The sequence below is a fragment of the Pseudaeromonas sp. HNCC25DJ182 genome, from assembly GCF_055413365.1.
The window spans coordinates 182749-205681 of the sequence record NZ_JBVAYG010000002.1; the positions used below are offsets into that span (position 1 = coordinate 182749).

General features: G+C 54.4%; 20 protein-coding genes and 7 tRNA genes. 24 read left to right on the forward strand and 3 right to left on the reverse strand.

What is annotated here, in order from left to right:
- Positions 1 to 31 precede the first annotated feature (31 nt).
- Positions 32 to 1066 carry a small ribosomal subunit biogenesis GTPase RsgA gene (rsgA, locus tag ACZYUB_RS02685; protein WP_463945330.1) on the reverse strand — a complete coding sequence of 345 codons (1035 nt, stop codon included), beginning with the start codon at positions 1064 to 1066 and terminating at the stop codon, positions 32 to 34.
- A gap of 81 nt (positions 1067 to 1147) precedes the next feature.
- Between rsgA and orn the strand changes: the two genes are divergently transcribed.
- The 6 genes from orn to ACZYUB_RS02715 all read left to right on the forward strand — a co-directional run bounded on the left by orn (position 1148) and on the right by ACZYUB_RS02715 (position 2308).
- A complete protein-coding gene (gene orn / locus ACZYUB_RS02690; RefSeq protein ID WP_463945332.1) occupies positions 1148 to 1693 on the forward strand; it encodes an oligoribonuclease in 546 nt (181 codons plus the stop codon).
- 121 nt (positions 1694 to 1814) lie between these two features.
- A tRNA-Gly gene (locus ACZYUB_RS02695) sits at positions 1815 to 1890 on the forward strand.
- Between the two features lie 28 nt (positions 1891 to 1918).
- Positions 1919 to 1994, forward strand: a tRNA-Gly gene (locus ACZYUB_RS02700).
- Between the two features lie 17 nt (positions 1995 to 2011).
- Positions 2012 to 2087, forward strand: a tRNA-Gly gene (locus ACZYUB_RS02705).
- 35 nt (positions 2088 to 2122) lie between these two features.
- Positions 2123 to 2198 (forward strand) — tRNA-Gly (locus tag ACZYUB_RS02710).
- 34 nt (positions 2199 to 2232) lie between these two features.
- A tRNA-Gly gene (locus tag ACZYUB_RS02715) sits at positions 2233 to 2308 on the forward strand.
- A 130-nt stretch (positions 2309 to 2438) separates the two neighbouring features.
- On the opposite strand, the gene ppgK is transcribed toward ACZYUB_RS02715, so the two are convergent.
- Both ppgK and queG read right to left on the reverse strand, forming a co-directional pair.
- Positions 2439 to 3197, reverse strand: coding sequence for a polyphosphate--glucose phosphotransferase (gene ppgK / locus ACZYUB_RS02720; RefSeq protein WP_463945334.1), 759 nt, complete (start codon positions 3195 to 3197; stop codon positions 2439 to 2441).
- Positions 3198 to 3213: 16 nt separating this feature from the next.
- Positions 3214 to 4359: a tRNA epoxyqueuosine(34) reductase QueG gene (queG, locus tag ACZYUB_RS02725; RefSeq protein WP_463945336.1), complete on the reverse strand. Its 1146-nt coding sequence runs from the start codon at positions 4357 to 4359 to the stop codon at positions 3214 to 3216.
- Between queG and ACZYUB_RS02730 the strand changes: the two genes are divergently transcribed.
- The 18 genes from ACZYUB_RS02730 to ACZYUB_RS02815 all read left to right on the forward strand — a co-directional run bounded on the left by ACZYUB_RS02730 (position 4358) and on the right by ACZYUB_RS02815 (position 22913).
- Positions 4358 to 5929, forward strand: a complete 1572-nt coding sequence (locus ACZYUB_RS02730) for an NAD(P)H-hydrate dehydratase (protein ID WP_463945338.1) — start codon at positions 4358 to 4360, stop codon at positions 5927 to 5929. The two genes, queG and ACZYUB_RS02730, sit on opposite strands and share 2 nt — an antisense overlap.
- Positions 5919 to 6377: a tRNA (adenosine(37)-N6)-threonylcarbamoyltransferase complex ATPase subunit type 1 TsaE gene (gene tsaE / locus ACZYUB_RS02735; RefSeq protein ID WP_463945340.1), complete on the forward strand. Its 459-nt coding sequence runs from the start codon at positions 5919 to 5921 to the stop codon at positions 6375 to 6377. Before ACZYUB_RS02730 ends, tsaE begins: the two co-directional genes overlap by 11 nt.
- Positions 6378 to 6382: 5 nt before the next feature.
- The gene (locus ACZYUB_RS02740) at positions 6383 to 8029 is read left to right on the forward strand and encodes an N-acetylmuramoyl-L-alanine amidase (RefSeq protein ID WP_463945342.1); all 1647 of its coding nucleotides are present in this window, start codon (positions 6383 to 6385) and stop codon (positions 8027 to 8029) included.
- 1 nt (position 8030) lies between these two features.
- Entirely contained in the window at positions 8031 to 9854 is a 1824-nt protein-coding gene (mutL, locus tag ACZYUB_RS02745; protein ID WP_463945343.1) for a DNA mismatch repair endonuclease MutL, read from the forward strand.
- Entirely contained in the window at positions 9847 to 10776 is a 930-nt protein-coding gene (gene miaA / locus ACZYUB_RS02750) for a tRNA (adenosine(37)-N6)-dimethylallyltransferase MiaA (protein WP_463945345.1), read from the forward strand. The genes mutL and miaA overlap by 8 nt, the downstream gene beginning before the upstream one ends.
- 75 nt (positions 10777 to 10851) lie before the next feature.
- On the forward strand, positions 10852 to 11109 hold the full coding sequence (hfq, locus tag ACZYUB_RS02755; protein ID WP_463945346.1) for an RNA chaperone Hfq: 258 nt from the start codon (positions 10852 to 10854) through the stop codon (positions 11107 to 11109).
- Positions 11110 to 11186: 77 nt separating this feature from the next.
- Positions 11187 to 12473, forward strand: a complete 1287-nt coding sequence (gene hflX / locus ACZYUB_RS02760) for a ribosome rescue GTPase HflX (protein WP_463945348.1) — start codon at positions 11187 to 11189, stop codon at positions 12471 to 12473.
- A 44-nt stretch (positions 12474 to 12517) separates the two neighbouring features.
- Entirely contained in the window at positions 12518 to 13672 is a 1155-nt protein-coding gene (gene hflK, locus ACZYUB_RS02765; RefSeq protein ID WP_463945350.1) for an FtsH protease activity modulator HflK, read from the forward strand.
- A gap of 3 nt (positions 13673 to 13675) precedes the next feature.
- Positions 13676 to 14566, forward strand: coding sequence for a protease modulator HflC (hflC, locus tag ACZYUB_RS02770; RefSeq protein ID WP_463945351.1), 891 nt, complete (start codon positions 13676 to 13678; stop codon positions 14564 to 14566).
- Between the two features lie 352 nt (positions 14567 to 14918).
- Entirely contained in the window at positions 14919 to 16217 is a 1299-nt protein-coding gene (locus ACZYUB_RS02775; RefSeq protein ID WP_463945353.1) for an adenylosuccinate synthase, read from the forward strand.
- Between the two features lie 315 nt (positions 16218 to 16532).
- Entirely contained in the window at positions 16533 to 17027 is a 495-nt protein-coding gene (locus ACZYUB_RS02780) for a CinA family protein (protein WP_463945527.1), read from the forward strand.
- A gap of 87 nt (positions 17028 to 17114) precedes the next feature.
- Entirely contained in the window at positions 17115 to 18191 is a 1077-nt protein-coding gene (gene recA / locus ACZYUB_RS02785; RefSeq protein WP_463945354.1) for a recombinase RecA, read from the forward strand.
- Between the two features lie 67 nt (positions 18192 to 18258).
- Positions 18259 to 18777: a regulatory protein RecX gene (locus tag ACZYUB_RS02790; RefSeq protein ID WP_463945355.1), complete on the forward strand. Its 519-nt coding sequence runs from the start codon at positions 18259 to 18261 to the stop codon at positions 18775 to 18777.
- A gap of 209 nt (positions 18778 to 18986) precedes the next feature.
- Complete coding sequence (alaS, locus tag ACZYUB_RS02795) at positions 18987 to 21611, forward strand: alanine--tRNA ligase (protein ID WP_463945357.1); 2625 nt, start codon at positions 18987 to 18989, stop codon at positions 21609 to 21611.
- Positions 21612 to 21754: 143 nt separating this feature from the next.
- A complete protein-coding gene (locus tag ACZYUB_RS02800) occupies positions 21755 to 22276 on the forward strand; it encodes an ACT domain-containing protein (RefSeq protein ID WP_463945358.1) in 522 nt (173 codons plus the stop codon).
- 79 nt (positions 22277 to 22355) lie between these two features.
- A complete protein-coding gene (gene csrA, locus ACZYUB_RS02805; RefSeq protein ID WP_460882673.1) occupies positions 22356 to 22553 on the forward strand; it encodes a carbon storage regulator CsrA in 198 nt (65 codons plus the stop codon).
- Between the two features lie 181 nt (positions 22554 to 22734).
- Positions 22735 to 22827, forward strand: a tRNA-Ser gene (locus ACZYUB_RS02810).
- Between the two features lie 9 nt (positions 22828 to 22836).
- A tRNA-Arg gene (locus ACZYUB_RS02815) sits at positions 22837 to 22913 on the forward strand.
- The last annotated feature ends 20 nt before the right edge of the window (positions 22914 to 22933 follow it).

A 22933-nucleotide genomic window follows, 5' to 3' on the forward strand; every position in this document is an offset into this window, starting at 1 on the left:
GCTTAACGCCCTGGTTGGGCGCTAAGCGTGGTTAGCTTTTTTTAATGTGACGCGTCGGCCGAGCCTCATCCATCGAGGCCAGGATCCGGTGATAATTCTGGTAGCGTTCCTGACTGATGTCACCTGCTTCGACGGCTTGGCGGATCAGGCATCCCGGATCATCACCATGGGTGCAATCGCGGAACTTGCACCCACCAAGGTAACGACGAAATTCGATGAAACACCAAGTGATGCGCTCCGCCTCCAGATGCCAGAGTGCAAATTCGCGGATACCCGGTGAATCGATCAGAATTCCGCCACTGGGAAAGTGGTAGAGGCGGGCTGTGGTGGTGGTATGTTGCCCCAGTCCTGAACTATCGGAAATCTCTCCGGTTAAGGCGGCTGCTTCCGGCATCAGGCTGTTGACCAGGGTCGACTTACCGACCCCGGATTGGCCGACAAAGACATTGATCTTGTCTTTGAGTCGAGCCTGGAGTTCCTCCATCCCCTCATTGCTTTCGCAACTGACTAGTAGTACCTCGTAACCAATGTGGCGATATTGAGCCAACTGCGGTTCCAGTTGCTGGCGAGCTTCAGCCGTCAGCATATCGATTTTGTTCAGCACCAACAGGGGCGGAATTTCCATGGTTTCGGCGGCGACCAGATAGCGATCGACCAGGTTGGTCGAGAACTCGGGCATCACGGCTGAAACGATCACAATCTGATCGATGTTGGCCGCAACCGGCTTGAGGCCATCGTAATAATCCGGACGAGAAAACTCGGTGCGGCGAGGATGAACAGCCTCGACCACACTACTGATGCCGTGCAGATGTTCATCTCCGAGCCGGAAGACGACCCGATCGCCGGTAACCAGGCTGCCCACGGTACGGCGTAGGTTACAGCGATGGACGATGCCGGATTGGTCTTCGACATCGGCGTGCTGGCCGAAACGACTGATCACCAAGCCTTCCTGAGGCGCGCCCAGCAGGCTTTCATCAACCTCTGGCGCTTCCTTTTTCAGACGGCGGGTCTGGTTGGCATTGACTCTGCGCTGCTGACCTTGAGTTAACTTGCTCTTTTTTGCCACGCGTTTGCTGCTTTCGTAATTTTGCAATCAAGGGTTTATGATACATGGGAGCGAGCTGACTTGTCCCACAAAGGTGAAAAGATGACGCAAGATGCGCAAAATTTGATTTGGGTTGATATGGAGATGACCGGGCTGGATCCGGATACGGACAAGGTGCTGGAAATCGCCATGATAGTGACAGACAAGGAGTTACGAGTCCTGGCGGAAGGGCCTGTCATAGCCGTGCATCAAACCGATGCTGTTCTGGCCGCAATGGATGATTGGTGCACCCGGACACATACCGAGTCAGGACTTGTCGCCCGTGTCCGGGCTAGCGCTTATGACGAAACGGCTGCCGCACGAGAATGTCTGGAGTTTCTCCGGGCTTGGGTGCCGGAGCGCAGCAGCCCCATGTGTGGCAACAGTATCGGCCAGGACCGTCGTTTCATGGTGCGCCATCTGCCAGAGCTGGAGCAGTTTTTCCACTATCGCAATGTGGATGTCAGCACCATTAAGGAACTCGTTCGTCGTTGGCAGCCTGAATTGCTCAATGGCTTTAAAAAGCAGGGCACCCATCTGGCCATGGATGATATTCGCGAGTCGATTGCCGAATTGCAGTTTTATCGGGAAACCGTGTTTAAAGTGTGATTTTGCAGAAAAAAAGAGCAGCCGCACCCGTGGTTGCTCTGTTCTTGAGCGAACGAGAAAAAAGCCCTTGCAATCAAGCGGTCGCTCCTTATAATTCGGCTCCCGTGCTAGAGAGCATATTGCGGGAATAGCTCAGTTGGTAGAGCACGACCTTGCCAAGGTCGGGGTCGCGAGTTCGAGTCTCGTTTCCCGCTCCAAAAACTCTCTCTAACACACCCTTGTGATGCGGGAATAGCTCAGTTGGTAGAGCACGACCTTGCCAAGGTCGGGGTCGCGAGTTCGAGTCTCGTTTCCCGCTCCAATCACAAGTTCCGGTTTGCGGGAATAGCTCAGTTGGTAGAGCACGACCTTGCCAAGGTCGGGGTCGCGAGTTCGAGTCTCGTTTCCCGCTCCAACTCCGGACTTGCTGATTTCACAAGAATTTACGTTGCGGGAATAGCTCAGTTGGTAGAGCACGACCTTGCCAAGGTCGGGGTCGCGAGTTCGAGTCTCGTTTCCCGCTCCAATCACGACAGTGAAACGTAAAGCCCATCTTTCAAGCGGGAATAGCTCAGTTGGTAGAGCACGACCTTGCCAAGGTCGGGGTCGCGAGTTCGAGTCTCGTTTCCCGCTCCAATCTCATATCTCCTCAAGCATTCGTTATGTGCTGACTATGGTCGGCTGTTGTTGTTTTGGTTATTTTTTCTTCAAGCGACACAAAAAAACCGGGCGCTATCGGCCCGGTTGCAGTTTGTATCACACTCTTTCAGCTCAAATTACTGTGTTTGTCGACCTGCTCTTCGGCATATAGGGCTGCACCTATGATGCCCGCCTGATTCAGGCTTTGCGCTGGAACCACCGGAGCGCGCACATGAAGTTCATCTTCGAATCGGTCGAAGCGTTGTGCCGTGCCGCCACCCAGAATGAAGAGATCCGGATTGAATAGGAACTCCAGACGTTGCAGATACCGGTTAAAGCGGCGTCCCCACTTGCCCCAGCTCAGATCCTCGCGCTGCCGGACGGCGTCGGAGCAATAGTGTTCGGCAATGCGCCCCTTCATCTTCAGATGACCCAGTTCGGTATTGGGATGCAACTGACCATTGACAAAAATGGCGCTGCCCAGACCGGTACCAATAGTGATCAGCATGACCACGCCATCGCGATTCCTGCCCTGGCCAAAGCGCATTTCGGCAAGCCCTGCGGCGTCTGCATCATTGAGAACGAAGCAGGGACGGCCCGTGGTCTGACTGAACAGTTCCTCGACACTGGTATTGACCCAACTGGCGTCAATATTGGCGGCACTGAATGCGACGCCATGATGAATGGTGGCCGGGAAGCCGCAACCGATGGGTCCTTGCCAGTCGAAGTGAGTAACCAATTCCTTGAGCGTTTGTGCCATGGCGACCGGGGTTGCAGGTTGCGGGGTGGCTATCCGGTGTCGCTCACCGATGACCAGGCCACTGTCGGTATCCACAATGGCTCCCTTGATGCCTGAGCCACCAATGTCCACTCCTAGAATCATCATATCCTGTTGCTCTCCTTCAAGCGTGATCGGGCATGCCCTTGTCGATACAGCGGATCAAGCGTTCTGTTTTGAGCGTGCGCGGATCCAAGCTCCGCTTGCGCTCCTGTTCCTGCAAGGCCCAGGTGATATGTTCCTGCACCAGCGCAGATGCGCTATCAAATTGATGGCTGAGTGCCGAGACAATTGCCGACGAGTATGGCGCGTTGCCTAAGGCAACGGCAAGATTTCGTTGCCATTTTTCAAAGCCAATGCGGCGAATGGGGCTGCCTTCGGTATGTTGCAAAAATTCGGGTTCATGCCATTGCCAGAGGGTGAGCAGATCCGGGGTGTGCAAGGCCGAGCGCGCTTTGAAATCAGCCTCCGGACTGGCGCTGGCATAACGATTCCAGGGGCAAATGAGTTGGCAATCATCACAGCCATAGATGCGATTCCCCATCAGCGGCCTTAACTCCAGGGGAATAGCGCCTGCGTATTCAATGGTGAGGTAGGAGATGCAGCGCCGGGCATCGACGGTATAGGGGGCCACGATAGCGGCGGTCGGACAGATGGTCATGCAGGCCACGCACTTGCCACAGCTGCCGCTGCCGGGGGAATCCACGGGCAACGGCAGATCAACCAGTAGCTCGCCCAGAAAGAAAAAGGATCCGGCTTGTTCATGAAGTAGCAACGAGTGTTTGCCAATCCAGCCTAAACCGGCTTTTGCCGCCAATGGCCGCTCCAGCACCGGGGCTGAATCGACAAATGGTCGAGCAGCCAAGGGACCCGCTCCCAAGGTAGTCATCGCGTGCTCTATCCGCTGGGCCAGCTGTTTCAAGCGTTGGCGCATGACCTTGTGGTAGTCGCGGCCGAGGGCATAGCGGCTGATATAGCCTTTTTCGGGCTGGCCCAGGGTTCGGGCTATGCTGGCGGCTGGAGGGAGATAATTCATGCGAACCGAGATCACCGCCCGGGTACCGGGATGCAATTCGGCTGGACGAGCGCGCATCATGTCATGCCGTGCCATATACTCCATATCACCGTGGTAGCCGGCATCCAACCAGGCTTGCAGGCGCGGCTCCTCATCACCCAGATCGGTTCCGGTGATGCCTATCTGGTCGAAACCTAGCTCGTGTCCCCAGAGCTTGATATCGTGGGCCAGTTTCTCCAGTTGTTGGTACGTCATGACTTCCATACTCGATGAATCGCAGCTCACTTTAGCATATCGTCTCTGGCTCCCGGAGCAGATCCGCATGCTGGAACAGCAACTGGCGTTGCACAATCCTGAAGGCCTCTATGGGCTCATGGAACGAGCCGGTGCGGCGTTGGATGCCCATCTGCAGCGCGATTGGCCTCACGCGCAACGGCTGTGGATCTTCTGTGGACAAGGCAATAATGGCGGCGACGGCTATGTCCTGGCCCGCTTGGCGCGCCAGCGTGGGCTCACTGTTGAGGTCTATGCCCTAGGGGCGCCCAAGCCGGATAGCGAAGCCGCCCGGGCCTATCAGTTATGGCTAGCCGATGGTGGTCAGGTGCAGGCATCCCTGCCCATGGATCCTGACGCCACCCATCAGCCGGATTTGCTGGTGGACGCTTTATTGGGGATCGGCCCACAGACCTTGTTACAAGGCCGGATTCTGGAATGGATTGATTACATCAATCGACAGTCGGCTCCTGTGCTAGCCGTGGATCTGCCGAGTGGTTTGCACTGCGTGAGCGGGACTCCGTTAGGTTCGGCCGTGCGAGCCTCCCGAACGCTGACCTTTATCGGCTGGAAGCCCGGTTTGTTGACAGGGCAGGGACCGGAGCTGACGGGGCCGATAACGCTTTGTCCGTTGGTTACTGAATCAATGGTTACTGAGTCGATGGCGGCGGTAGCGTTGGGACATGATGAGGTTGCTGTCTCCCGCTTCGGGACGCTATTGCGTGCTGATTATGGGCTGGCTCGTTATGCCCTGCCTCCCCGTGCGCGGACGGCTCATAAAGGAAGTTGTGGACGAGTTTTGGTGTTGGGTGGTGGTTTGGGTATGCCGGGGGCTATCCGTTTAGCTGCGGAGGCGGCCTTGCGGGCAGGGGCTGGACTGGTGAGGGTCGCGTCTCGAGCTGAACATCAGTTGCTGGTTCTCGCTGGGCGACCCGAGTTGATGTGGTCAGCCTCCGGTACCAGCAATACTGATTATGCCGCCTCTGCAGCCTGGGCCTCGGTGCGGGTGTTAGGTCCGGGGCTGGGCCAGGATGAGTGGGCGAGAACCCTCTGGGCGGCGCAGCTGGCATTGCCGGGGCCCCTGGTTTTAGATGCTGATGGTTTGAATCTGCTGGCCGAGGCTCCCGTCTATCGGGAGGAGTGGATCCTGACGCCGCATCCAGGCGAGGCGGCCCGCCTGTTAGCCTGCACTGTGGCTGAAGTTGAGCAGGATCGATTGTTCGCTGTGCGCCGCTTACAGCAACGATACGGCGGTGTGGTGCTGCTCAAGGGCGCAGGAACTCTGGTATGTGATGGTAAAACCATCTGGTTGTGTCAAGAAGGTAATCCCGGCATGGCCAGTGGCGGCATGGGGGATCTGTTATCTGGTATAATCGCCGCGCTTTGGGGGCAGGGGCTATCACCGGCGACCGCCGCCTGGGTGGGGGCTTGTGTGCATGGCGAGGCTGCCGATATCGCGGCGCGTGATGGAGAACGTGGCATGTTGGCGTCCGATCTGCTTCCCTTTATTCGTCGACTGGTTAATCCTGTGGAATCTTTGGATGAGTATTGAATATATCGAGTTACTGCATGATGAAGCCGCTACCCTGGCTTTTGGTAAACGGCTGGCTCATGCCTGTCAAAGTGCAGCGACATTTTTTCTGCATGGGGACCTTGGCGCAGGAAAAACCACCCTAACCCGTGGTTTTGTGCAAGCGTTAGGGCATTCTGGACGGGTCAAGAGTCCAACCTATACCCTGGTCGAGGCGTATGAATTACCGGCATGGCAGGTGTATCATTTCGACCTGTATCGGCTTGCCGATCCGGAAGAACTGGAATTTATGGGCATTCGTGATTATTTTGGGCCCGATTGCCTATGTCTGGTCGAGTGGCCAGAGAAAGGGGAAGGGTGGTTACCGCATCCTGACCTGGATATCACACTGAAGTACGAGGGAGAACAGCGCGAGATCCATGTCCGCGGCTGTACTTCCAAGGGTGAAGCCATACTGAGATCTTTGTAGTCGCCGTGAAAAAATTTCTGATCAGTTGTTTGTGTTGTCTGCTGGCGTTGCCGGTTTGGGCTAATCAGCTCAAAAGCCTGCGCGTCGCGCCGACGGAAGAAAAGACCCGTGTGGTCTTCGATCTGTCATCGGCGCCTGCTTATCGTTATTCCTTGACCGGGAATCGTCTCACCATAGAAATCGACTCGGTGACGGCTTCACTGGCGAATTTGGAACGGCAGGGGGCCAAGCTCGGTCCTGTGATCAAGTCGATTCACCGTCAAAACTCGGCAACTGACCCAACGTTGCAACTGGTGTTTGAACTCAATGGCAATGTGAAACCTCAGATGTTCACCTTGCAGCCCCAGCAGCGCTATGGACACCGTCTGGTTCTGGACTTTTTACACCGGGATTTGACGACTGCTTCCGCTTCGTCCTCCCCATCGCAGTCGGCAAACAAGGATCGAACTGTGGTCTCTACGCCTACTCGAAGCGCCTCCGCATCGGTGCAGCTGACGAGGAGTAGTGCAAACCCTGCTGTGGGGACATCGGGCAAGCCGACTGCGGGTCGGGTGATCCCGATGAGCGAGTTTTCACCGAATCCCGCCCCGACCAGAATCAAACCCGGAGACGTGTCGATCAAGGAGGAAACGATCTCCTCACAAGTGAGAACCGTATCACCAACTCCTTCAGCAAAGCAGGAAACGCCTGTTCCGGCGGTTCGCTCCACTCCGGCATCGACTACTGTTGAACGAGCATCGAACGGCGTGGTGGTCATTGCCGTCGATGCCGGACATGGTGGCAAAGATCCTGGCGCCATAGGCCCTCGCGGCACCCATGAGAAAACCGTGACTTTGGCTGTGGCCCGCGAGTTAGCGGAACTGATCAATCGACAACCAGGGATGCGCGCCGTCATGACGCGGACCGGTGACTACTTTGTGGATCTGGATGCCCGCTCGGAAATTGCCCGGCGTCAGAAGGCTCAACTGCTAATTTCGATCCATGCCGATAGTGTCGATAACGCGACCGCACGGGGTGCCTCGGTCTGGATCCTATCCAACAAGCGCGTCGATCGGGAAATGAACAAGCTGCTAGGGCAGCAAGATAAGCATACTCAACTGCTGGGGGGGGCCGGGAAGGTGATTGCCGAGGCCGAGCCCAATCCCTACCTGGCGCAGACGATTCTGGATCTTTCCTGGGATAACTCGCGCAGTGAGGGCTATAACATCGGGGAAGAGGTGCTCAACCAGATCGGTCGGGTGGCGCGCCTGCACAAGTCCAAGCCAGTACATGCCAGCCTGGCAGTGCTCAAGGCACCGGATATCCCTTCCTTGCTGATTGAAACCGGGTTTATCTCCAACCATTTTGAAGAGAAACAACTGAGTTCCCATGCTTACCAGCGCCAAATTGCGACTGCAATTTTCCGCGGTGTCCGGGGTTATTATGCCGATAACCCGCCAGAAGGTTCGGTACGCGTAGCGGCTCGTCAAACGGCCACCCAAAGCACACCGGATAATCGTGGCGAGGCGATCCGTCATGTTGTGAGCTCAGGCGAAAGCCTCTCAGGCCTTGCCCAGCGCTACGGGGTCTCCAAGCGCCGGTTGCGGGATCACAACAGTCTGAAATCCGAGAACCTGCTGATTGGGCAGGTGCTCTATATCCCTGCCAGTTAAGATGCCAATTCGTATTCTACCGCCGATCCTGGCAAACCAGATTGCCGCCGGTGAGGTGGTCGAGCGTCCAGCCTCTGTGGTTAAGGAGCTGGTCGAGAACAGTCTGGATGCCGGAGCCTCGCGCATCGAGATTGAGTTGGAGAAAGGCGGCTGCAAGCTGATCCGGATCCGCGATAACGGCAGTGGTATCCCTCAAGCCGATTTGGCTCTGGCGCTGGCGCGTCATGCAACCTCGAAGGTGAGTTCGCTGGATGATCTGGAAGCTATCTGCAGCCTCGGTTTTCGCGGGGAGGCGCTGGCCTCCATCAGTTCGGTCTCCCGGTTGACTCTGACCTCTCGCACTGCGGAACAAACCGAAGCCTGGCAAGCAACGGCCGAGGGACGGGATATGGAAGTTCAGGTTCGCCCGGCCGCCCATCCAGTGGGCACCACCCTGGAAGTCGTCGACCTGTTTTTCAATACCCCCGCTCGGCGTAAGTTTTTGCGCAGTGAAAAAACAGAATATGGTCATATCGATGAGTTGATCCGTCGTCTGGCGCTCAGCCGGTTCGATGTGACATTTATACTGAAACATAATGGCAAAGTGGTGCGCCAGTACCGGAGTGCCGTCCATGATGAAGAGCGGTTACGCCGCATCGCCAGTGCCTGTGGCTCCGCATTTCTGACCGATGCCATCCAGGTGCGCAGCGAGCATCTGGGGTTGACGCTGCAAGGCTGGTTACTACCGCCGGCTCGTCGGACGGATACCACTCCAGAAATCCAGTACTGCTACGTCAATGGGCGCGTGATGCGCGATAAGTTGATCAATCACGGCATTCGTCAGGGCTATCTGGAGGCTCTTGGCCTGGAATGCTCTCCGTCCTATGTTCTGTATCTCACGCTGGACTCCCATCAGGTCGATGTGAATGTGCATCCGGCTAAGCATGAGGTTCGTTTCCATGAATCCCGGCTGGTACATGATTTTGTGGTCGGAGTGGTGCGAGATGGATTGCAGCAGGGATTTGTTGTCGAGCAAACCCGTGACGGAGTGGATCCTCATGTCGCGTCGGCTACGCCACCTGCGACTCGAAATGATGCAGTTCCCCCGACGTTACGGGAACGGCCTGTCGGCGATTACGCTGCCGCCACCCTGCGACCTCGGGAACATGGCTATCAGACTTCCGCGCCTAAGGCTCCGAGTCGCGCTGCAACGGATGGTTACCAGGCATTGATGACCCCTCTGGCCCTGCCTGAAACCAGTCCCCATGGTGCCGAGGTGTCGCCGTCAGGTGAGCTCTGTCGGGCCTTATCCTTTGTGCACCCGCAGATCCTGTTATGGCAACAGGGGAACGAGTTCCGACTGCTACATGTCGCGCATGCTGAGCGACTGTTGCTGGTGGGACGACTCAAGAAGCAACTCCGGACCGGTTTGATCGCACAACCGTTGTTAATGCCGGTGAGCCTAGTGCTTGAGCCTGAGCTCAGGTCTCGGTTGGATGAGCGAGCTGACTGGATTCAGCGTTTGGGTCTGGAGTGGCGAGCTGGCCATGGCTGCAGCATCACCGTGCTGCGGGTGCCTGCTGTTTTACGGCAGAGTAATCTGGTGGCGACTCTGGTGACCCTGTTGGAGCGGCTGGGAGCGCAGGATGAGAGCCTTGAATCGCAAGAACAACTCTGCCAGTGGCTAGCCAGTCTGGCGCCCACTCGTCAGGATGGCTCCTTGTCTGCCGCCATGCAGTTGCTGGTGGAGATCGAGGACGAATGTCCAGAGCTTTTGTGCTTGCCTGAACTAGCCAGGAGCTTGTCATTGGATCCCGTGATTGAGGAGTTATTGCGGCATGAGTAAACCTCTGGCCATTTTTTTGATGGGCCCTACCGCCTCGGGCAAGAGTGCCTTGGCCATGGAGCTGGTGCGGCGTTTGCCATGCGATATCATCAGTGTGGATTCCGCCCTGGTCTACCGGGGCATGGATATCGGTACCGCCAAACCGACTCCGGCTGAGCTGGCCGTCGCTCCGCATCGACTGATCGATGTTCGAGATCCGTTGCAGAGTTATTCTGCTGCCGATTTTTGTCAGGATGCCTTGCAGGAAATGGCGGCTATTAGCGCCCTGGGCCGCATCCCGCTGCTGGTGGGTGGTACCATGCTCTATTACAAGGCACTACTGGAGGGCTTGTCGCCATTGCCGGAGGCGGATCCGCACATCCGCGCCACAATTGAAGCACAGGCAGCCGAGTCGGGATGGGGAGCGTTACACGCCGAGTTGTGCCGGATCGATCCGGTTGCCGGAGCACGTATACATCGCAACGATCCCCAACGTCTTTCCCGTGCACTCGAGGTTTTCCGAATTACCGGTAAAACCTTAACCGAATTGACACAACAGCAGGGGCCCGGTTTACCCTACCAGACGTTGCAATATGCTATCGCGCCTCTGGATCGCCAGATGTTGCGGCAGCGGATTGCTGAACGCTTCGATGCCATGTTAGCGCTTGGTTTTGAGGCTGAAGTGAGGAACTTGGTGGCGCGGGGCGATCTGCATCCGGAGTTGCCGTCCATGCGCTGTGTCGGATATCGTCAAATGTGGGATTATTTGTCCGGGGTGCTAGATTATGCAGAAATGCGGTATCGTGGCATCGTTGCCACTAACCAATTAGCCAAAAGGCAGATGACCTGGTTGAGAGGTTGGTCACATCCTTTGATTTGGCTGGAGACAGGAAGCCAGCTGAATCCTGATATCATTTTGCGCGACGTTGGTTCCTGTGAGTGAGCACGCTATAATCGCTAACGTCTTTTTAAAGAAATGGCAATAATTTAGTACTACAAAATATAAGGATTAAAACATATGGCTAAGGGGCAATCACTTCAGGATCCGTTTTTGAACGCGCTGCGTCGTGAGCGTATTCCTGTTTCTATCTATCTGGTCAACGGAATCAAGCTGCAAGGTCAGATTGAGTCGTTTGATCAGTTTGTCATTCTGCTGAAGAACACCGTCAGTCAGATGGTGTACAAGCATGCCATTTCTACTGTGGTACCTGCGCGCGCTGTGCCGCACCATCAGCATACCGGTGGTACCGGCGTCGATGGTCAGAGCGAAGAGTGATTCGCCTCCCGGCTCGATGTTTCTTGTGATGAGTTTTTTCCTGGAGTGCGTTTTGCCTCTGTTTAAGGAGCGTTTGCTTGTTTGACCGTTATGAAGCTGGCGAACAGGCCATTCTGGTTCACGTTGATTTCACGGATGAAGGCGCACGGGAAGATCTGGCCGAGCTACGGATGTTGGTCAGCTCGGCCGGCGCCAATGTGCTGTCCGTCATTACCTGCCGACGTAGTAATCCGCAACCCAAATTTTTCATTGGCACGGGCAAGGCCCAGGAAGTGGCCATGGAAGTTAAAAATCTGGGGGCTGATGTCGTCATTTTTAACCATGCACTGACTCCTGCGCAGGAACGAAATCTTGAACGGCTGTTTGAATGTCGCGTTCTGGATCGCACAACTCTGATCCTGGACATCTTTGCCCAACGAGCCCGAACCCATGAGGGAAAGTTGCAGGTCGAGCTGGCGCAACTGAGACATATCTCTTCCCGGCTGGTCCGCGGCTGGACCCACCTTGAACGACAAAAAGGCGGGATTGGCTTGCGCGGTCCAGGCGAAACTCAGCTGGAAACGGACCGTCGTCTGATCCGCGAACGGATCACCAATATTCTCAAGCGCCTGGAAAAGGTCGAAAAGCAGCGCGAACAAGGGCGTCGGGCCAGAATACGCAACGAGATCCCGGTGGTATCCCTGGTGGGTTATACCAATGCAGGTAAATCAACCTTGTTTAATCGCCTGACACAGTCTGACGTTTATGCTGCCGATCAACTCTTTGCGACTCTGGATCCGACATTGCGCCGTATTCAGATCGAGGATATTGGCACCGTGATCATGGCGGACACAGTTGGTTTTATTCGTCACCTTCCCCATGATCTGGTCGCCGCATTTAAAGCGACGCTACAGGAAACCCGCGAAGCTGATTTACAACTGCATGTCATTGATTGCGCCGATGAGCGACTGCAAGACAATGTTGCACAGGTCGAGCTGGTTCTGGAAGAAATTGAAGCTAATGAATTGCCACAGCTCCTGGTCTATAACAAAGTCGACATGCTTCCCGACACAGTTCCGCGCGTAGAGCGGGATGATGGCGGCCGACCTCGGGCGGTATGGGTTTCGGCCTTGACTGGGGAGGGGCTGGAGTTGTTATTGCAGGTGATCGGTGAGTTTCTGTTGCCGGGGATTGCACAACATCGACTTGAACTCCCATCCTCGGCGGGCCGCTTGCGGAGCCTGCTTTATCAAATGAAAGCCATACAGTCAGAACAGATCACCGAGCATGGCAGCTTGTTGTTGGCAATCCGGATGCCACAGAGTGACTGGAATCGCTTGTTGAAGCAGGAAGGTGAAGCGCTCTCTGCCTTTATTGTCAGCTGATTGCTTGATAGAGTTCATCAAACTACAAAAATTTGGAGACGCCAATGGCTTGGAATGAGCCCGGAAATAATGGGAAAGACCGAGATCCGTGGGGGAACAGCGGTAAGAACCAGACGCCCCCTGATTTGGACAAGGTGTTTCGTAATTTTTTGCAGAAATTATCCGCTCTTCTTGGTGGCCGTCGCCCTGGTGGTGACGTCAGCAGCCTGGGGATTGTTTTGATTGTCATGGTTGCCTTGGTCGCTTGGGTGATCAGTGGTTTTTATACCATCAAGGAAGCCGAACGTGGTGTGGTGTTGCGGTTTGGTAAGTTCTATCAAAGCGTCGAGCCAGGCCTGCGCTGGAAGGCCACATTTATCGACCAGGTAATCCCCGTCGACGTTGAGTCGGTTCGTTCTTTGCCAGCGGCTGGTTTCATGCTGACTCAGGATGAGAACGTGGTTCGTGTCGAAATGGATGTGCAGTATCGAGTCGCTGATGCTCGTAAGTACTTGTTTAGTGTGACCAATGCCGATGATAGCCTCAGTCAGGCAACGGATAGCGCCCTGCGTTATGTGGTCGGGCATACCACCATGGATGAGGTATTGACTCGTGGGCGCGAGAAGGTGCGTCAGGATACTTGGCAGGAGCTGGAGCAGACCATAGAACCCTATGATATGGGGATTGTGGTGGTGGATGTGAACTTCTTGCCGGCCCGTCCGCCAGAAGAAGTTAAAGATGCGTTCGATGATGCGATCTCCGCCCAGGAGGATGAAGAACGTTTCATTCGTGAAGCTGAGGCCTATGCTCGTGAAGTGGAGCCGAAAGCTCGTGGACAGGTGAAGCGTCTGGAAGAGGAAGCTCAGGGTTACAAAGAGCAGGTGGTGTTGAAATCCAGTGGTGAAGTTGCCCGTTTCAACGAGTTGTTGCCGCAGTATCTAGCCGCCCCTGATCTGACGCGTGAACGTATCTATCTGGAAACCATGGAAGAGATTTACAGCAAGGCCAACAAGGTTCTTGTTGCGCTGCCAGAAGGTTCGAACAGCATGATCTATCTACCGCTGGATAAAATGGCGCCAGGTAAGTCAGCGAATGCACCTCGTCAGCCCGCCTCGGTACCATCCGCTACGCGTTCGGCGGCAGATGAGTTGACACCGGATACCATGGGACAGGCTAGCGTGCCCTTACGCAGTAGCGATCGGACGAGCGGGAGATATTAAGCGATGAAGAAGATTGTATTAGGCGTTGTCGCCATCGCGGCCGTAGTGCTCTCCTCCACCCTGTTTGTGATTGATGAGGGCCAGGCTGGCATTGTGGTGCAGTTTGGTAAAGTCAAACGGGACAATGATTCAGGTTTGCCTCATGTCTATGAGCCCGGATTGCATTTCAAGGTGCCGATGATTGATGAGGTGCGTAAGTTGGATGCCCGTATCCAGACTATGGATGCCCAGGCGGATCGCTTCGTAACCTCGGAAAAAAAGGATCTGATCATCGACTCCTATGTGAAATGGCGGATCGAAGACTTTGCCAAATTCTTCCTGGCTACGGGGGGCGGTAATCGGGTCCAGGCGGAGGCACTGCTCAAACGAAAGATCAATAACGGCTTGCGCTCGGAAATTGGTGGTCGTTCAATCAAGGATATTGTCTCTGGTGAGCGCACTGAGGTGATGCAAAAGGCGTTACTGAATTCGGCCAGCTCTTCCGAACTTGGGATCAAAGTAGTCGATGTGCGTATCAAGCAGATCAACTTGCCGCTGGAAGTATCCAACTCTATTTACCAACGGATGCGTGCTGAACGTAATGCGGTTGCCCGAGAACACAGATCCCAAGGGCGTGAGAAGGCTGAATTCATTCGCGCCGATATTGATCGCAAGGTCACTATCATGTTGGCTGATGCTCAGCGCCGTTCACGGCAACTCCGCGGGGAAGGGGATGCTGAAGCGACCCGGATCTATGCGGACACCTATAAGAAAAACCCTGAGTTTTTCTCTTTCGTCCGCAGCATGGAGGCCTACAAGAAGAGCTTTGAACAAGGTAATGATTTCATGGTCCTCAAACCGGATGATGATTTCTTCCGTTACTTCAAGCAGGCGAATCCCGCAGCTAAACACTGAGTTTATGCTCTGATCCGAAGGGTCTCATTAGATGGGGCCCTTTTTATTTTGGTTTGAAATAGTGCCTTTACCGATATTTACCATGTTTATGACTGGGATCTCCGACTCGATGGCTTCAGCATCTACCTGGAAGATACAAGAGACAGAGGATTTGCGATGAGCCATCCAGCCTAAACGCTCCTGCTATGGGTCGCTTAAGTTGTTTCACTACCCGGATTGCGGTATACGTCTTGGCGCGGCCGAGGCCGAGTATTTTCACTGGTCTGAGTGCTGGGAAAACGACCACAAGATGATTCCGGCATTGCTCAAACTTTGGTAGAATCCTTTTTTAACCACACTGTAGATAATGAAGATGGGACAGAGCGTCGTAATCTTGGGCACCCAATGGGGTGACGAAGGTAAAGGCAAAATTGTCGATCTGTTGACCGACAAGGCACAGTATGTAATTCGCTATCAGGGCGGCCATAATGCCGGCCATACCCTGGTCATCGACGGTGAGAAAACCGTTCTCCACCTTATCCCGTCAGGGATCCTGCGTGACAACTGCAAATGTATCATTGCCAATGGAGTTGTGTTGGCACCTGATGCGTTGCTGAAAGAGATGAAAGAGCTGGAAGCTCGTGGCGTACCAGTGCGTGAGCGCTTGCTGCTGAGCGAAGCCTGCCCCTTGATTCTGCCGTATCACGTTGCTTTGGATCAGGCCCGTGAAAAAGCACGAGGTGCCAAGGCGATTGGTACCACGGGACGTGGTATCGGTCCTGCGTATGAAGATAAGGTTGCGCGCCGCGGTCTGCGGGTTGGTGATCTGTTCAACATGGAAACCTTTGCCGAGAAGCTCAAAGAAGTCATGGAGTTCCATAACTTCCAGCTGACCCAGTACTATGGGGTTGAGGCTGTTTCCTACGAGGCCGTTCTGGCTGAAGCCAAAAGCTATGCTGACCTGCTGATTTCCATGGTGGTTGATGTCACCGATCTGCTGGATAAAGCGCGTCTGCGTGGCGATCGCCTGATGTTTGAAGGCGCTCAGGGCACCTTGCTGGACATCGATCACGGCACCTATCCCTATGTGACCTCTTCCAATACCACGGCTGGTGGTGTTGCTACCGGTTCTGGTTTTGGCCCTCGGTTTGTCGATTATGTGCTCGGTATCGCCAAGGCGTACACCACCCGAGTGGGGTCCGGTCCATTCCCGACTGAGTTGCATGATGAAATCGGTGAGCGTCTGGGTGTCAAAGGACATGAGTTTGGTGCTACAACCGGACGTAAACGTCGCTGTGGCTGGTTTGATGCTGTGGCTATGAAGCGGGCTATCCAGGTCAATTCAGTATCCGGCTTCTGTCTGACCAAACTGGATGTGCTGGATGGGCTGGAAACCGTAAAAATTTGTACGGGTTATAAGTTCCAGGATGGTTCCATTCGTGATGTGCCGCCCATGGCTGCAGATGACTACGAACTGGTGGAACCCGTATACGAAAGTATGCCGGGCTGGAGTGAAAACACCTTCGGTGCCAAGACCCTAGAGGCCCTCCCGGAAGCGGCAAGGAATTATATCCGTCGTATTGAAGCTATTACCGGTGTGCCGATTGATATCATTTCAACCGGTCCGGATCGGGATGAAACGATGATTTTGCGTCATCCGTTTGCTGATTGATTGGTTGCTCCTTCTGCACAAAAAAAGCCGGTTTGACCGGCTTTTTTTTGGTTCGCCGACGTCGTGTGCTTCTATATTTCTTCGGGACGCTACTCCTTGCTTCATGTTTCATCCGCTCATTGAATTGGCGCTTGCGCATCAGGATTTTTAGCACTATCTGTGTCTGCAGATCGCTGCGCGCCATGCTTGCTGTTAACTGTTTGTCTTATAAATCAATATGATAATTTTGTGTCGTTGTAAGGGGCGAGCCAGCAGTTGCGAGGCAAAGTAGCCTGGTTGCATAATGGTCCGCGTTCCTACGACAAGCGGGTCAGCATGAATCCAGATATAGAAACTTGGGCGCGGCAATTGGGGATTAAACTGCAAGCCCATCAATTGAAGGCAACCACGGCAGAGTCCTGTACCGGCGGAGGTGTTGCCTACGCGATCACGGATATATCCGGGAGCTCAGCCTGGTTTGATCGCAGTTTTATTACCTACACCAATGTGGCCAAGATGCAGATGCTCGGGGTGGCAGAAAGCATCTTGCTGGTTCACGGTGCTGTCAGTCGCGAGGTGGTGAGTGCTATGGCGCTCGGTGCCCTGCAGCATTCAGTGGCTCAAATCAGCGTCGCGATTAGCGGGATTGCTGGGCCGCAAGGTGGCACTGTTGATAAGCCGGTCGGTACCGTGTGGTTTGCATGGGCGCGGAGTGCGGACCCCTCCGCGACGCTGGTGACTGAGTGTTTTCATCTCAGCGGTGACCGGCGAGAGATCCGTGAGCAGGCAATCGAGATCGCGTTGCAAGGCATGTGTAAACTTATACAGTAAAATTTACTTGATACTGTATAAGCAAACAGTATACTTCCCCTATCAACTTCCAGTGTGTCAGTGAATCAGCCTTCGGCGGAGATTAGCATGGATCAAAACAAGCAAAAGGCCTTAGCCGCAGCGCTCGGTCAGATCGAAAAGCAGTTTGGTAAAGGTTCAATTATGCGTCTGGGGGATAATCAAATCCTGGATGTGGAAACCATCTCGACTGGTTCACTGTCATTGGATATTGCTCTTGGGATTGGTGGTTTGCCCTGTGGGCGCATTGTCGAAATTTTCGGCCCTGAGTCTTCTGGTAAAACGACGCTGACTTTGCAAACCATCGCCGAGGCCCAGAAGATGGGCAAGACCTGTGCATTTATCGATGCCGAGCATGCGCTCGATCCAATTTACGCCGCAAAATTGGGCGTGAAGGTCGATGATCTGCTGGTGTCGCAACCAGATACGGGCGAACAGGCGCTGGAAATCTGCGACATGCTGGTTCGCTCCAGCGCGGTGGATGTGGTGATCATCGACTCGGTGGCTGCGTTGACACCGAAGGCAGAAATTGAAGGCGAGATGGGAGATACCCATGTTGGTTTGCAGGCGCGTCTGATGTCGCAAGCACTGCGCAAACTGACGGCCAACATCAAGAATGCCAACTGCCTGGTGATTTTCATCAATCAGATCCGGATGAAAATTGGTGTGATGTTCGGTAACCCGGAAACTACCACAGGCGGTAACGCCCTGAAGTTTTATGCTTCGGTGCGCTTGGATATTCGTCGCACGGGCGCCATCAAGGATGGCGACGAGATTGTCGGCAACGAGACTCGCGTCAAGGTGGTGAAGAACAAGGTGGCACCGCCATTCAAGCAGGCTGATTTCCAGATCATGTATGGTGCCGGGATCTCCAAGGAGAGCGAGCTGGTGGATCTGGGAGTCAAGTGCAAGCTAATCGATAAATCAGGTGCTTGGTACGCCTATAAAGGGGAGAAGATTGGTCAGGGCAAGGCGAATGCCATGAAGTTCCTGCAAGAGAATCTTTCTGTTTCCCATGAGATTGAGCAGCAGCTTCGAGCCTTGTTGTTGAACAAAGAGGGTGCTAAGCCTGTTATTGAGGCCGATGTCTTTACGCCGAGTGCCGAAGAAAAAGATGACCTGGCGTACGACGAAGAAGCGCTGTAATTCAACCCATCAGGCCGACATTATGTCGGCCTGATTGTTTATAGAGGTTTTACCATGGAGTGTGGGTTTGAACCTTGAAAGAAAAGAGGATCTGTCGGCTATGTCGTTTTCCGCCGAGGCTGACCAGGTGCAGATGACAGCTGAATACAAGCAGGCCTTGTCCAGGGTCATGCGTCTGCTGGCCCGCCGTGAATACAGTGAACAAGAGATCTGCAGAAAGCTGGGGAACGAGTATCCTGCCACCATTCTGGCGGTGGTGATCGCACGCTGCCGGGCTCTGGATTGGTTGAATGAGGCACGGATGATGGCGGTCTTTATCCGCTCCCGCGCCAATCGTGGTTACGGGCCGATACGAGTGATGCAAGAGCTCCGATTCAAAGGGTTACCGGCTGAACCAATCAAGCTGGCGTTGGATGCCTGCGAGATCGACTGGTTTGCGATGGCTAAACAGCAGGCTGTGCGTAAGGTTAGCGAACCGGCTACGTTAGACCGGATTGCGCGCGGGAAGTTGCTTGCCTATTTACAACGTCGAGGCTTTACCTCCGAGCAAGCTCGCTATGCGTTAACCCCGAGTGATGACGAATAAGCTGGTGTTCTTTTCATCGATATAGGTTTTCAAGTTTGTGCGCTTACGACACCTTATCCAGTAAGGAAGACAGTGATAAGCCACCAAACTACCGCCAAATGCTCTCTCTTCGTGCGCTTTTCCTGCTCATGGTTTTACTTTGGGCGGGATAACTCTTAAATTATGGCGGTTAAGCGCCAACCCCATTTCAGAACCAAGCAGGTTTATTCATGTACATGTCGACATCAGAGATCCGCACCGCGTTTCTCGAGTATTTTCGCTCCGAAGGCCACCAAGTTGTGGCTTCCAGCTCGCTGGTACCCCACAACGACCCGACGCTGCTGTTTACCAATGCCGGGATGAACCAGTTTAAAGATGTGTTCTTAGGCAGTGATCTTCGCTCCTATAACCGTGCCGTCTCGTCACAACGCTGTGTTCGTGCCGGTGGTAAGCACAACGATCTGGATAACGTCGGTTATACGGCTCGGCACCATACCTTCTTCGAAATGCTGGGTAATTTCAGTTTCGGCGATTATTTCAAGCGTGATGCCATTACTTTCGCGTGGCGCTTTTTAACCTCGGTGTTGAAGCTGCCACAAGAAAAATTGTTGGTTACCGTTTACGCCACCGATGACGAGGCTTATGACATCTGGGCCAAGGAGATCGGCGTACCGGCAGAGCGGATTGTGCGCATCGGTGACAATAAGGGCGCCCCCTATGCGTCCGATAACTTCTGGCAGATGGGCGACACAGGCCCTTGCGGTCCTTGTACCGAAATCTTCTACGATCACGGTGCTGATATCTGGGGCGGTCCTCCTGGTTCTGCCGAGGAAGATGGTGACCGTTTCATCGAGATCTGGAACGTGGTGTTCATGCAGTTCAACCGTCAAGCTGATGGCGTGATGGAGCCGTTACCAAAGCCTTCGGTCGACACTGGGATGGGAATTGAACGGATCTCTGCCATCATGCAGGGCGTCCACTCCAACTATGAAATTGATATCTTCCAAGCGCTGATCAAACAGGTTGCTGCTGTTGTCGGGATCGAGGACTTGGCTAACAAATCCCTGCGCGTGATTGCGGACCACATCCGCTCCTGTGCCTTCCTGATTGCCGATGGGGTCATGCCCTCCAATGAAGGGCGAGGGTATGTGTTGCGGCGTATTATTCGTCGCGCCGTACGTCATGGTCGCAAGCTGGGTGCGCAAGAGGTCTTCTTCTATCGTCTGGTAGCCGAATTGGCACAGCAGATGGGAGATGCCTATCCAGAATTGCACAGCCAACAACCGGTTATTGAGCGTGTACTCAAGCAAGAAGAAGAGCAGTTTGTGCGCACTCTGGATCGGGGCTTGGCGCTGCTCGAAGAGGCGCTGTCCGCGCTGGGTGATGTGAAGGTGGTTCCGGGTGAGGTGGTGTTCAAGCTGTATGACACCTATGGCTTTCCGGCAGATTTGACCGCCGATGTGGTGCGAGACCGCAACTACAGCATCGATGAAGCAGGCTTTCAGAGTGAGATGGAAAAGCAGCGTGAGCGGGGCAAGGGTGCTTCGAATTTTGCCGTCGACTACAACAAGCGTCTCAAGATTGAACAGACCAGCCAATTCACCGGATATGAGCATCTGACTGCGCAAGAAACCATTACGGCTCTTATCAAACAGGATGCCGAGGTGGAAACCATCCACGAAGGCGATGAGGCGCTGGTGATTCTGGCCAACACCCCTTTCTATGCCGAATCGGGTGGTCAGTTGGGGGATGCAGGCCTGCTGCACCATGGCGATAACGTCTTCGCCGTCACCGATACCATCAAACTGGGTCAAGCTATTGCCCACAAGGGCTATGTGGAACGTGGGCAGTTCAAGCTGAACGATTTGGTTCTGGCTGAGGTGGATGGCGAGCGTCGTCTGGCGACGGCAGCCCATCACTCTGTCACCCATTTGCTGCATGCTGCACTGCGCAAAGTGCTCGGTGAACATGTGGCGCAGAAGGGGTCGCAAGTTGGGCCTGAGCGCTTGCGCTTTGACTTCTCGCATTTCGAGCCGCTGACCATGGCAACCATCCGTCGGGTCGAGGAGCTGGTGAATGCTGAGATCCGGAAGAATCATCCGGTCGAAACCCGTCTGATGTCGGTGGACGATGCCAAGCAGAGTGGGGCCATGGCGTTGTTTGGCGAAAAGTATGACGACGAAGTCCGCGTGGTCGGCATGGGAGACTTCTCTACCGAGCTGTGTGGTGGAACTCATGCATCTCGCACCGGGGATATTGGTTTCTTCAAGATCATCGCCGAAAGTGGTGTTGCCGCCGGTATTCGCCGGATTGAAGCCGTAGCCGGACAGGTGGCTATTGATTACATGCATCAGTTGGGTGAGCAGATCGATGAGACTGCCTCCCTGGTCAAGGGCGATCAATTCTCCATTGCCGCCAAAGTGCGCCAGGTGATGGATCGCACCCGCTCTCTGGAGCGTGAGCTGGAACAACTCAAGGCCAAGCTGGCAGCCCACGCGGGTGCTAACCTGCTGACCCAGGTGGTGCAAATCAATGGGCAGAAAGTACTGGTTGCCGAGTTGGAAGGTGTCGATCCCAAGAGCCTGCGTACCACTCTGGATGAACTGAAGAACCGCCTGCAATCAGGGGTCTTGTTGCTGGCCACAGTTGCGGATGGCAAAGTCAGTTTGATTGCCGGGGTGACCCATGATTTGACTAGCAAGGTGAAAGCCGGAGACTTGGTCAATCTGGTTGCGCAGCAAGTCGGAGGTAAGGGCGGTGGCCGTGCCGATATGGCGCAAGCCGGTGGCACCGAGCCCCAAGCTTTACCTGCTGCACTGGAGCGTGTGCTCCCCTGGTTGGAAGAGCGCCTGTAAAACCTCTAGGTGTAGAGGGGCTTCTGCGGAAGCCCCTTTATCATCTTCCACTCTATATCTCATGGGGCGATCTGTGCGTCACAAGCCCGGATCAACGACCCTGCAACCACACCCCATCCATTGGTATCATCCAAGAGTTCCTGATGTCAGATGTTCTCGAATCTAAATCCATGCCTGCTTTATCTACGCTTGCTGTGGTGCGCGATGAGCGCCAGTTTGTTCTCTCTGGGGTGCCAAATAGTCCGGAAACAACGGCTCTGATTCTGTATCCCTTGGTCGAAGCCGGGATCGGCGTGGATGCCATGGCGCTGCATGCTCAGGATGATGGGAGGGCGAGTTTTAGCTTTATCGTTCATCAGGATGATTATCAGCCCGCGCTGGCTATACTCGAACAACTGGTGCCAAGGTGGGGGGATGCGCATATTCAGACGCCCCAGGCAATTGCCAGACTATCGATGAGCGGATCCGCTCTGTGGCTGCAACCCGGCATCATGGATGTCGTGCTTACTGCGTTGGCGGTACTGAATATTCGAGTTGATTCGGTTACAACGTCTGAGCAGACTATCTCGGTGCTGATCGCAGAGGTGGATGTTGAATCTGCGGTCCAGGCATTACAGCAGTCCTTTATTGGGCTGAAGCTGGTGACTGATGAAATGCGGTGCTAGATAGAGCTTATTTTTTTCTGCATTATCAGAGATAATGACTATTCAATAATCTGTTCCATGGGAACCAAGGAGCAACTGAATGCTGATTTTGACACGTCGCGTGGGTGAAACCCTGATGATTGGTGACGACGTAACGGTGACTGTTCTGGGCGTGAAAGGTAATCAGGTTCGGATTGGTGTGAATGCGCCAAAAGAAGTGTCCGTTCATCGCGAAGAAATTTATATGCGTATTCAAGCCGAGAAGGGCGATGATACAGGCGCAGAAGGTAATTATTGATACACAAGGCGGCCACTGGGCCGCCTTTGTTTTAGTACCATGTTGATGGTTGGTCTTAGGTTGTTTTTTCCTCTCCTAGCATAACTCGTGCTCAATCTGCCTAATTGCTGTGCGAACAGAGAGTTGTGGGGAAAAAAGGTTTGACATATTTTCCCTGCACAGTAATATCTGCACCCGCAACGGTGAGGTGGCCGAGAGGCTGAAGGCACTCCCCTGCTAAGGGAGCATGCGGTCAAAAGCCGCATCGAGGGTTCGAATCCCTCCCTCACCGCCATTGCATTGTGCATCCGTAGCTCAGCTGGATAGAGTACTCGGCTACGAACCGAGTGGTCAGAGGTTCGAATCCTCTCGGATGCACCATTTTTGTTTACCTTACTCAT

Coding starts and splice junctions, on each gene's coding strand:
- orn (WP_463945332.1), top strand. CDS start 1,148: ATGACGCAAGATGCGCAAAATTTGATTTGGGTTGATATGGAGATGACC.
- ppgK (WP_463945334.1), bottom strand. CDS start 3,197: ATGATGATTCTAGGAGTGGACATTGGTGGCTCAGGCATCAAGGGAGCC.
- ACZYUB_RS02730 (WP_463945338.1), top strand. CDS start 4,358: ATGACTTCCATACTCGATGAATCGCAGCTCACTTTAGCATATCGTCTC.
- queG (WP_463945336.1), bottom strand. CDS start 4,359: ATGACGTACCAACAACTGGAGAAACTGGCCCACGATATCAAGCTCTGG.
- tsaE (WP_463945340.1), top strand. CDS start 5,919: ATGAGTATTGAATATATCGAGTTACTGCATGATGAAGCCGCTACCCTG.
- mutL (WP_463945343.1), top strand. CDS start 8,031: ATGCCAATTCGTATTCTACCGCCGATCCTGGCAAACCAGATTGCCGCC.
- miaA (WP_463945345.1), top strand. CDS start 9,847: ATGAGTAAACCTCTGGCCATTTTTTTGATGGGCCCTACCGCCTCGGGC.
- hfq (WP_463945346.1), top strand. CDS start 10,852: ATGGCTAAGGGGCAATCACTTCAGGATCCGTTTTTGAACGCGCTGCGT.
- hflK (WP_463945350.1), top strand. CDS start 12,518: ATGGCTTGGAATGAGCCCGGAAATAATGGGAAAGACCGAGATCCGTGG.
- hflC (WP_463945351.1), top strand. CDS start 13,676: ATGAAGAAGATTGTATTAGGCGTTGTCGCCATCGCGGCCGTAGTGCTC.
- ACZYUB_RS02775 (WP_463945353.1), top strand. CDS start 14,919: ATGGGACAGAGCGTCGTAATCTTGGGCACCCAATGGGGTGACGAAGGT.
- ACZYUB_RS02780 (WP_463945527.1), top strand. CDS start 16,533: ATGAATCCAGATATAGAAACTTGGGCGCGGCAATTGGGGATTAAACTG.
- recA (WP_463945354.1), top strand. CDS start 17,115: ATGGATCAAAACAAGCAAAAGGCCTTAGCCGCAGCGCTCGGTCAGATC.
- alaS (WP_463945357.1), top strand. CDS start 18,987: ATGTACATGTCGACATCAGAGATCCGCACCGCGTTTCTCGAGTATTTT.
- ACZYUB_RS02800 (WP_463945358.1), top strand. CDS start 21,755: ATGTCAGATGTTCTCGAATCTAAATCCATGCCTGCTTTATCTACGCTT.
- csrA (WP_460882673.1), top strand. CDS start 22,356: ATGCTGATTTTGACACGTCGCGTGGGTGAAACCCTGATGATTGGTGAC.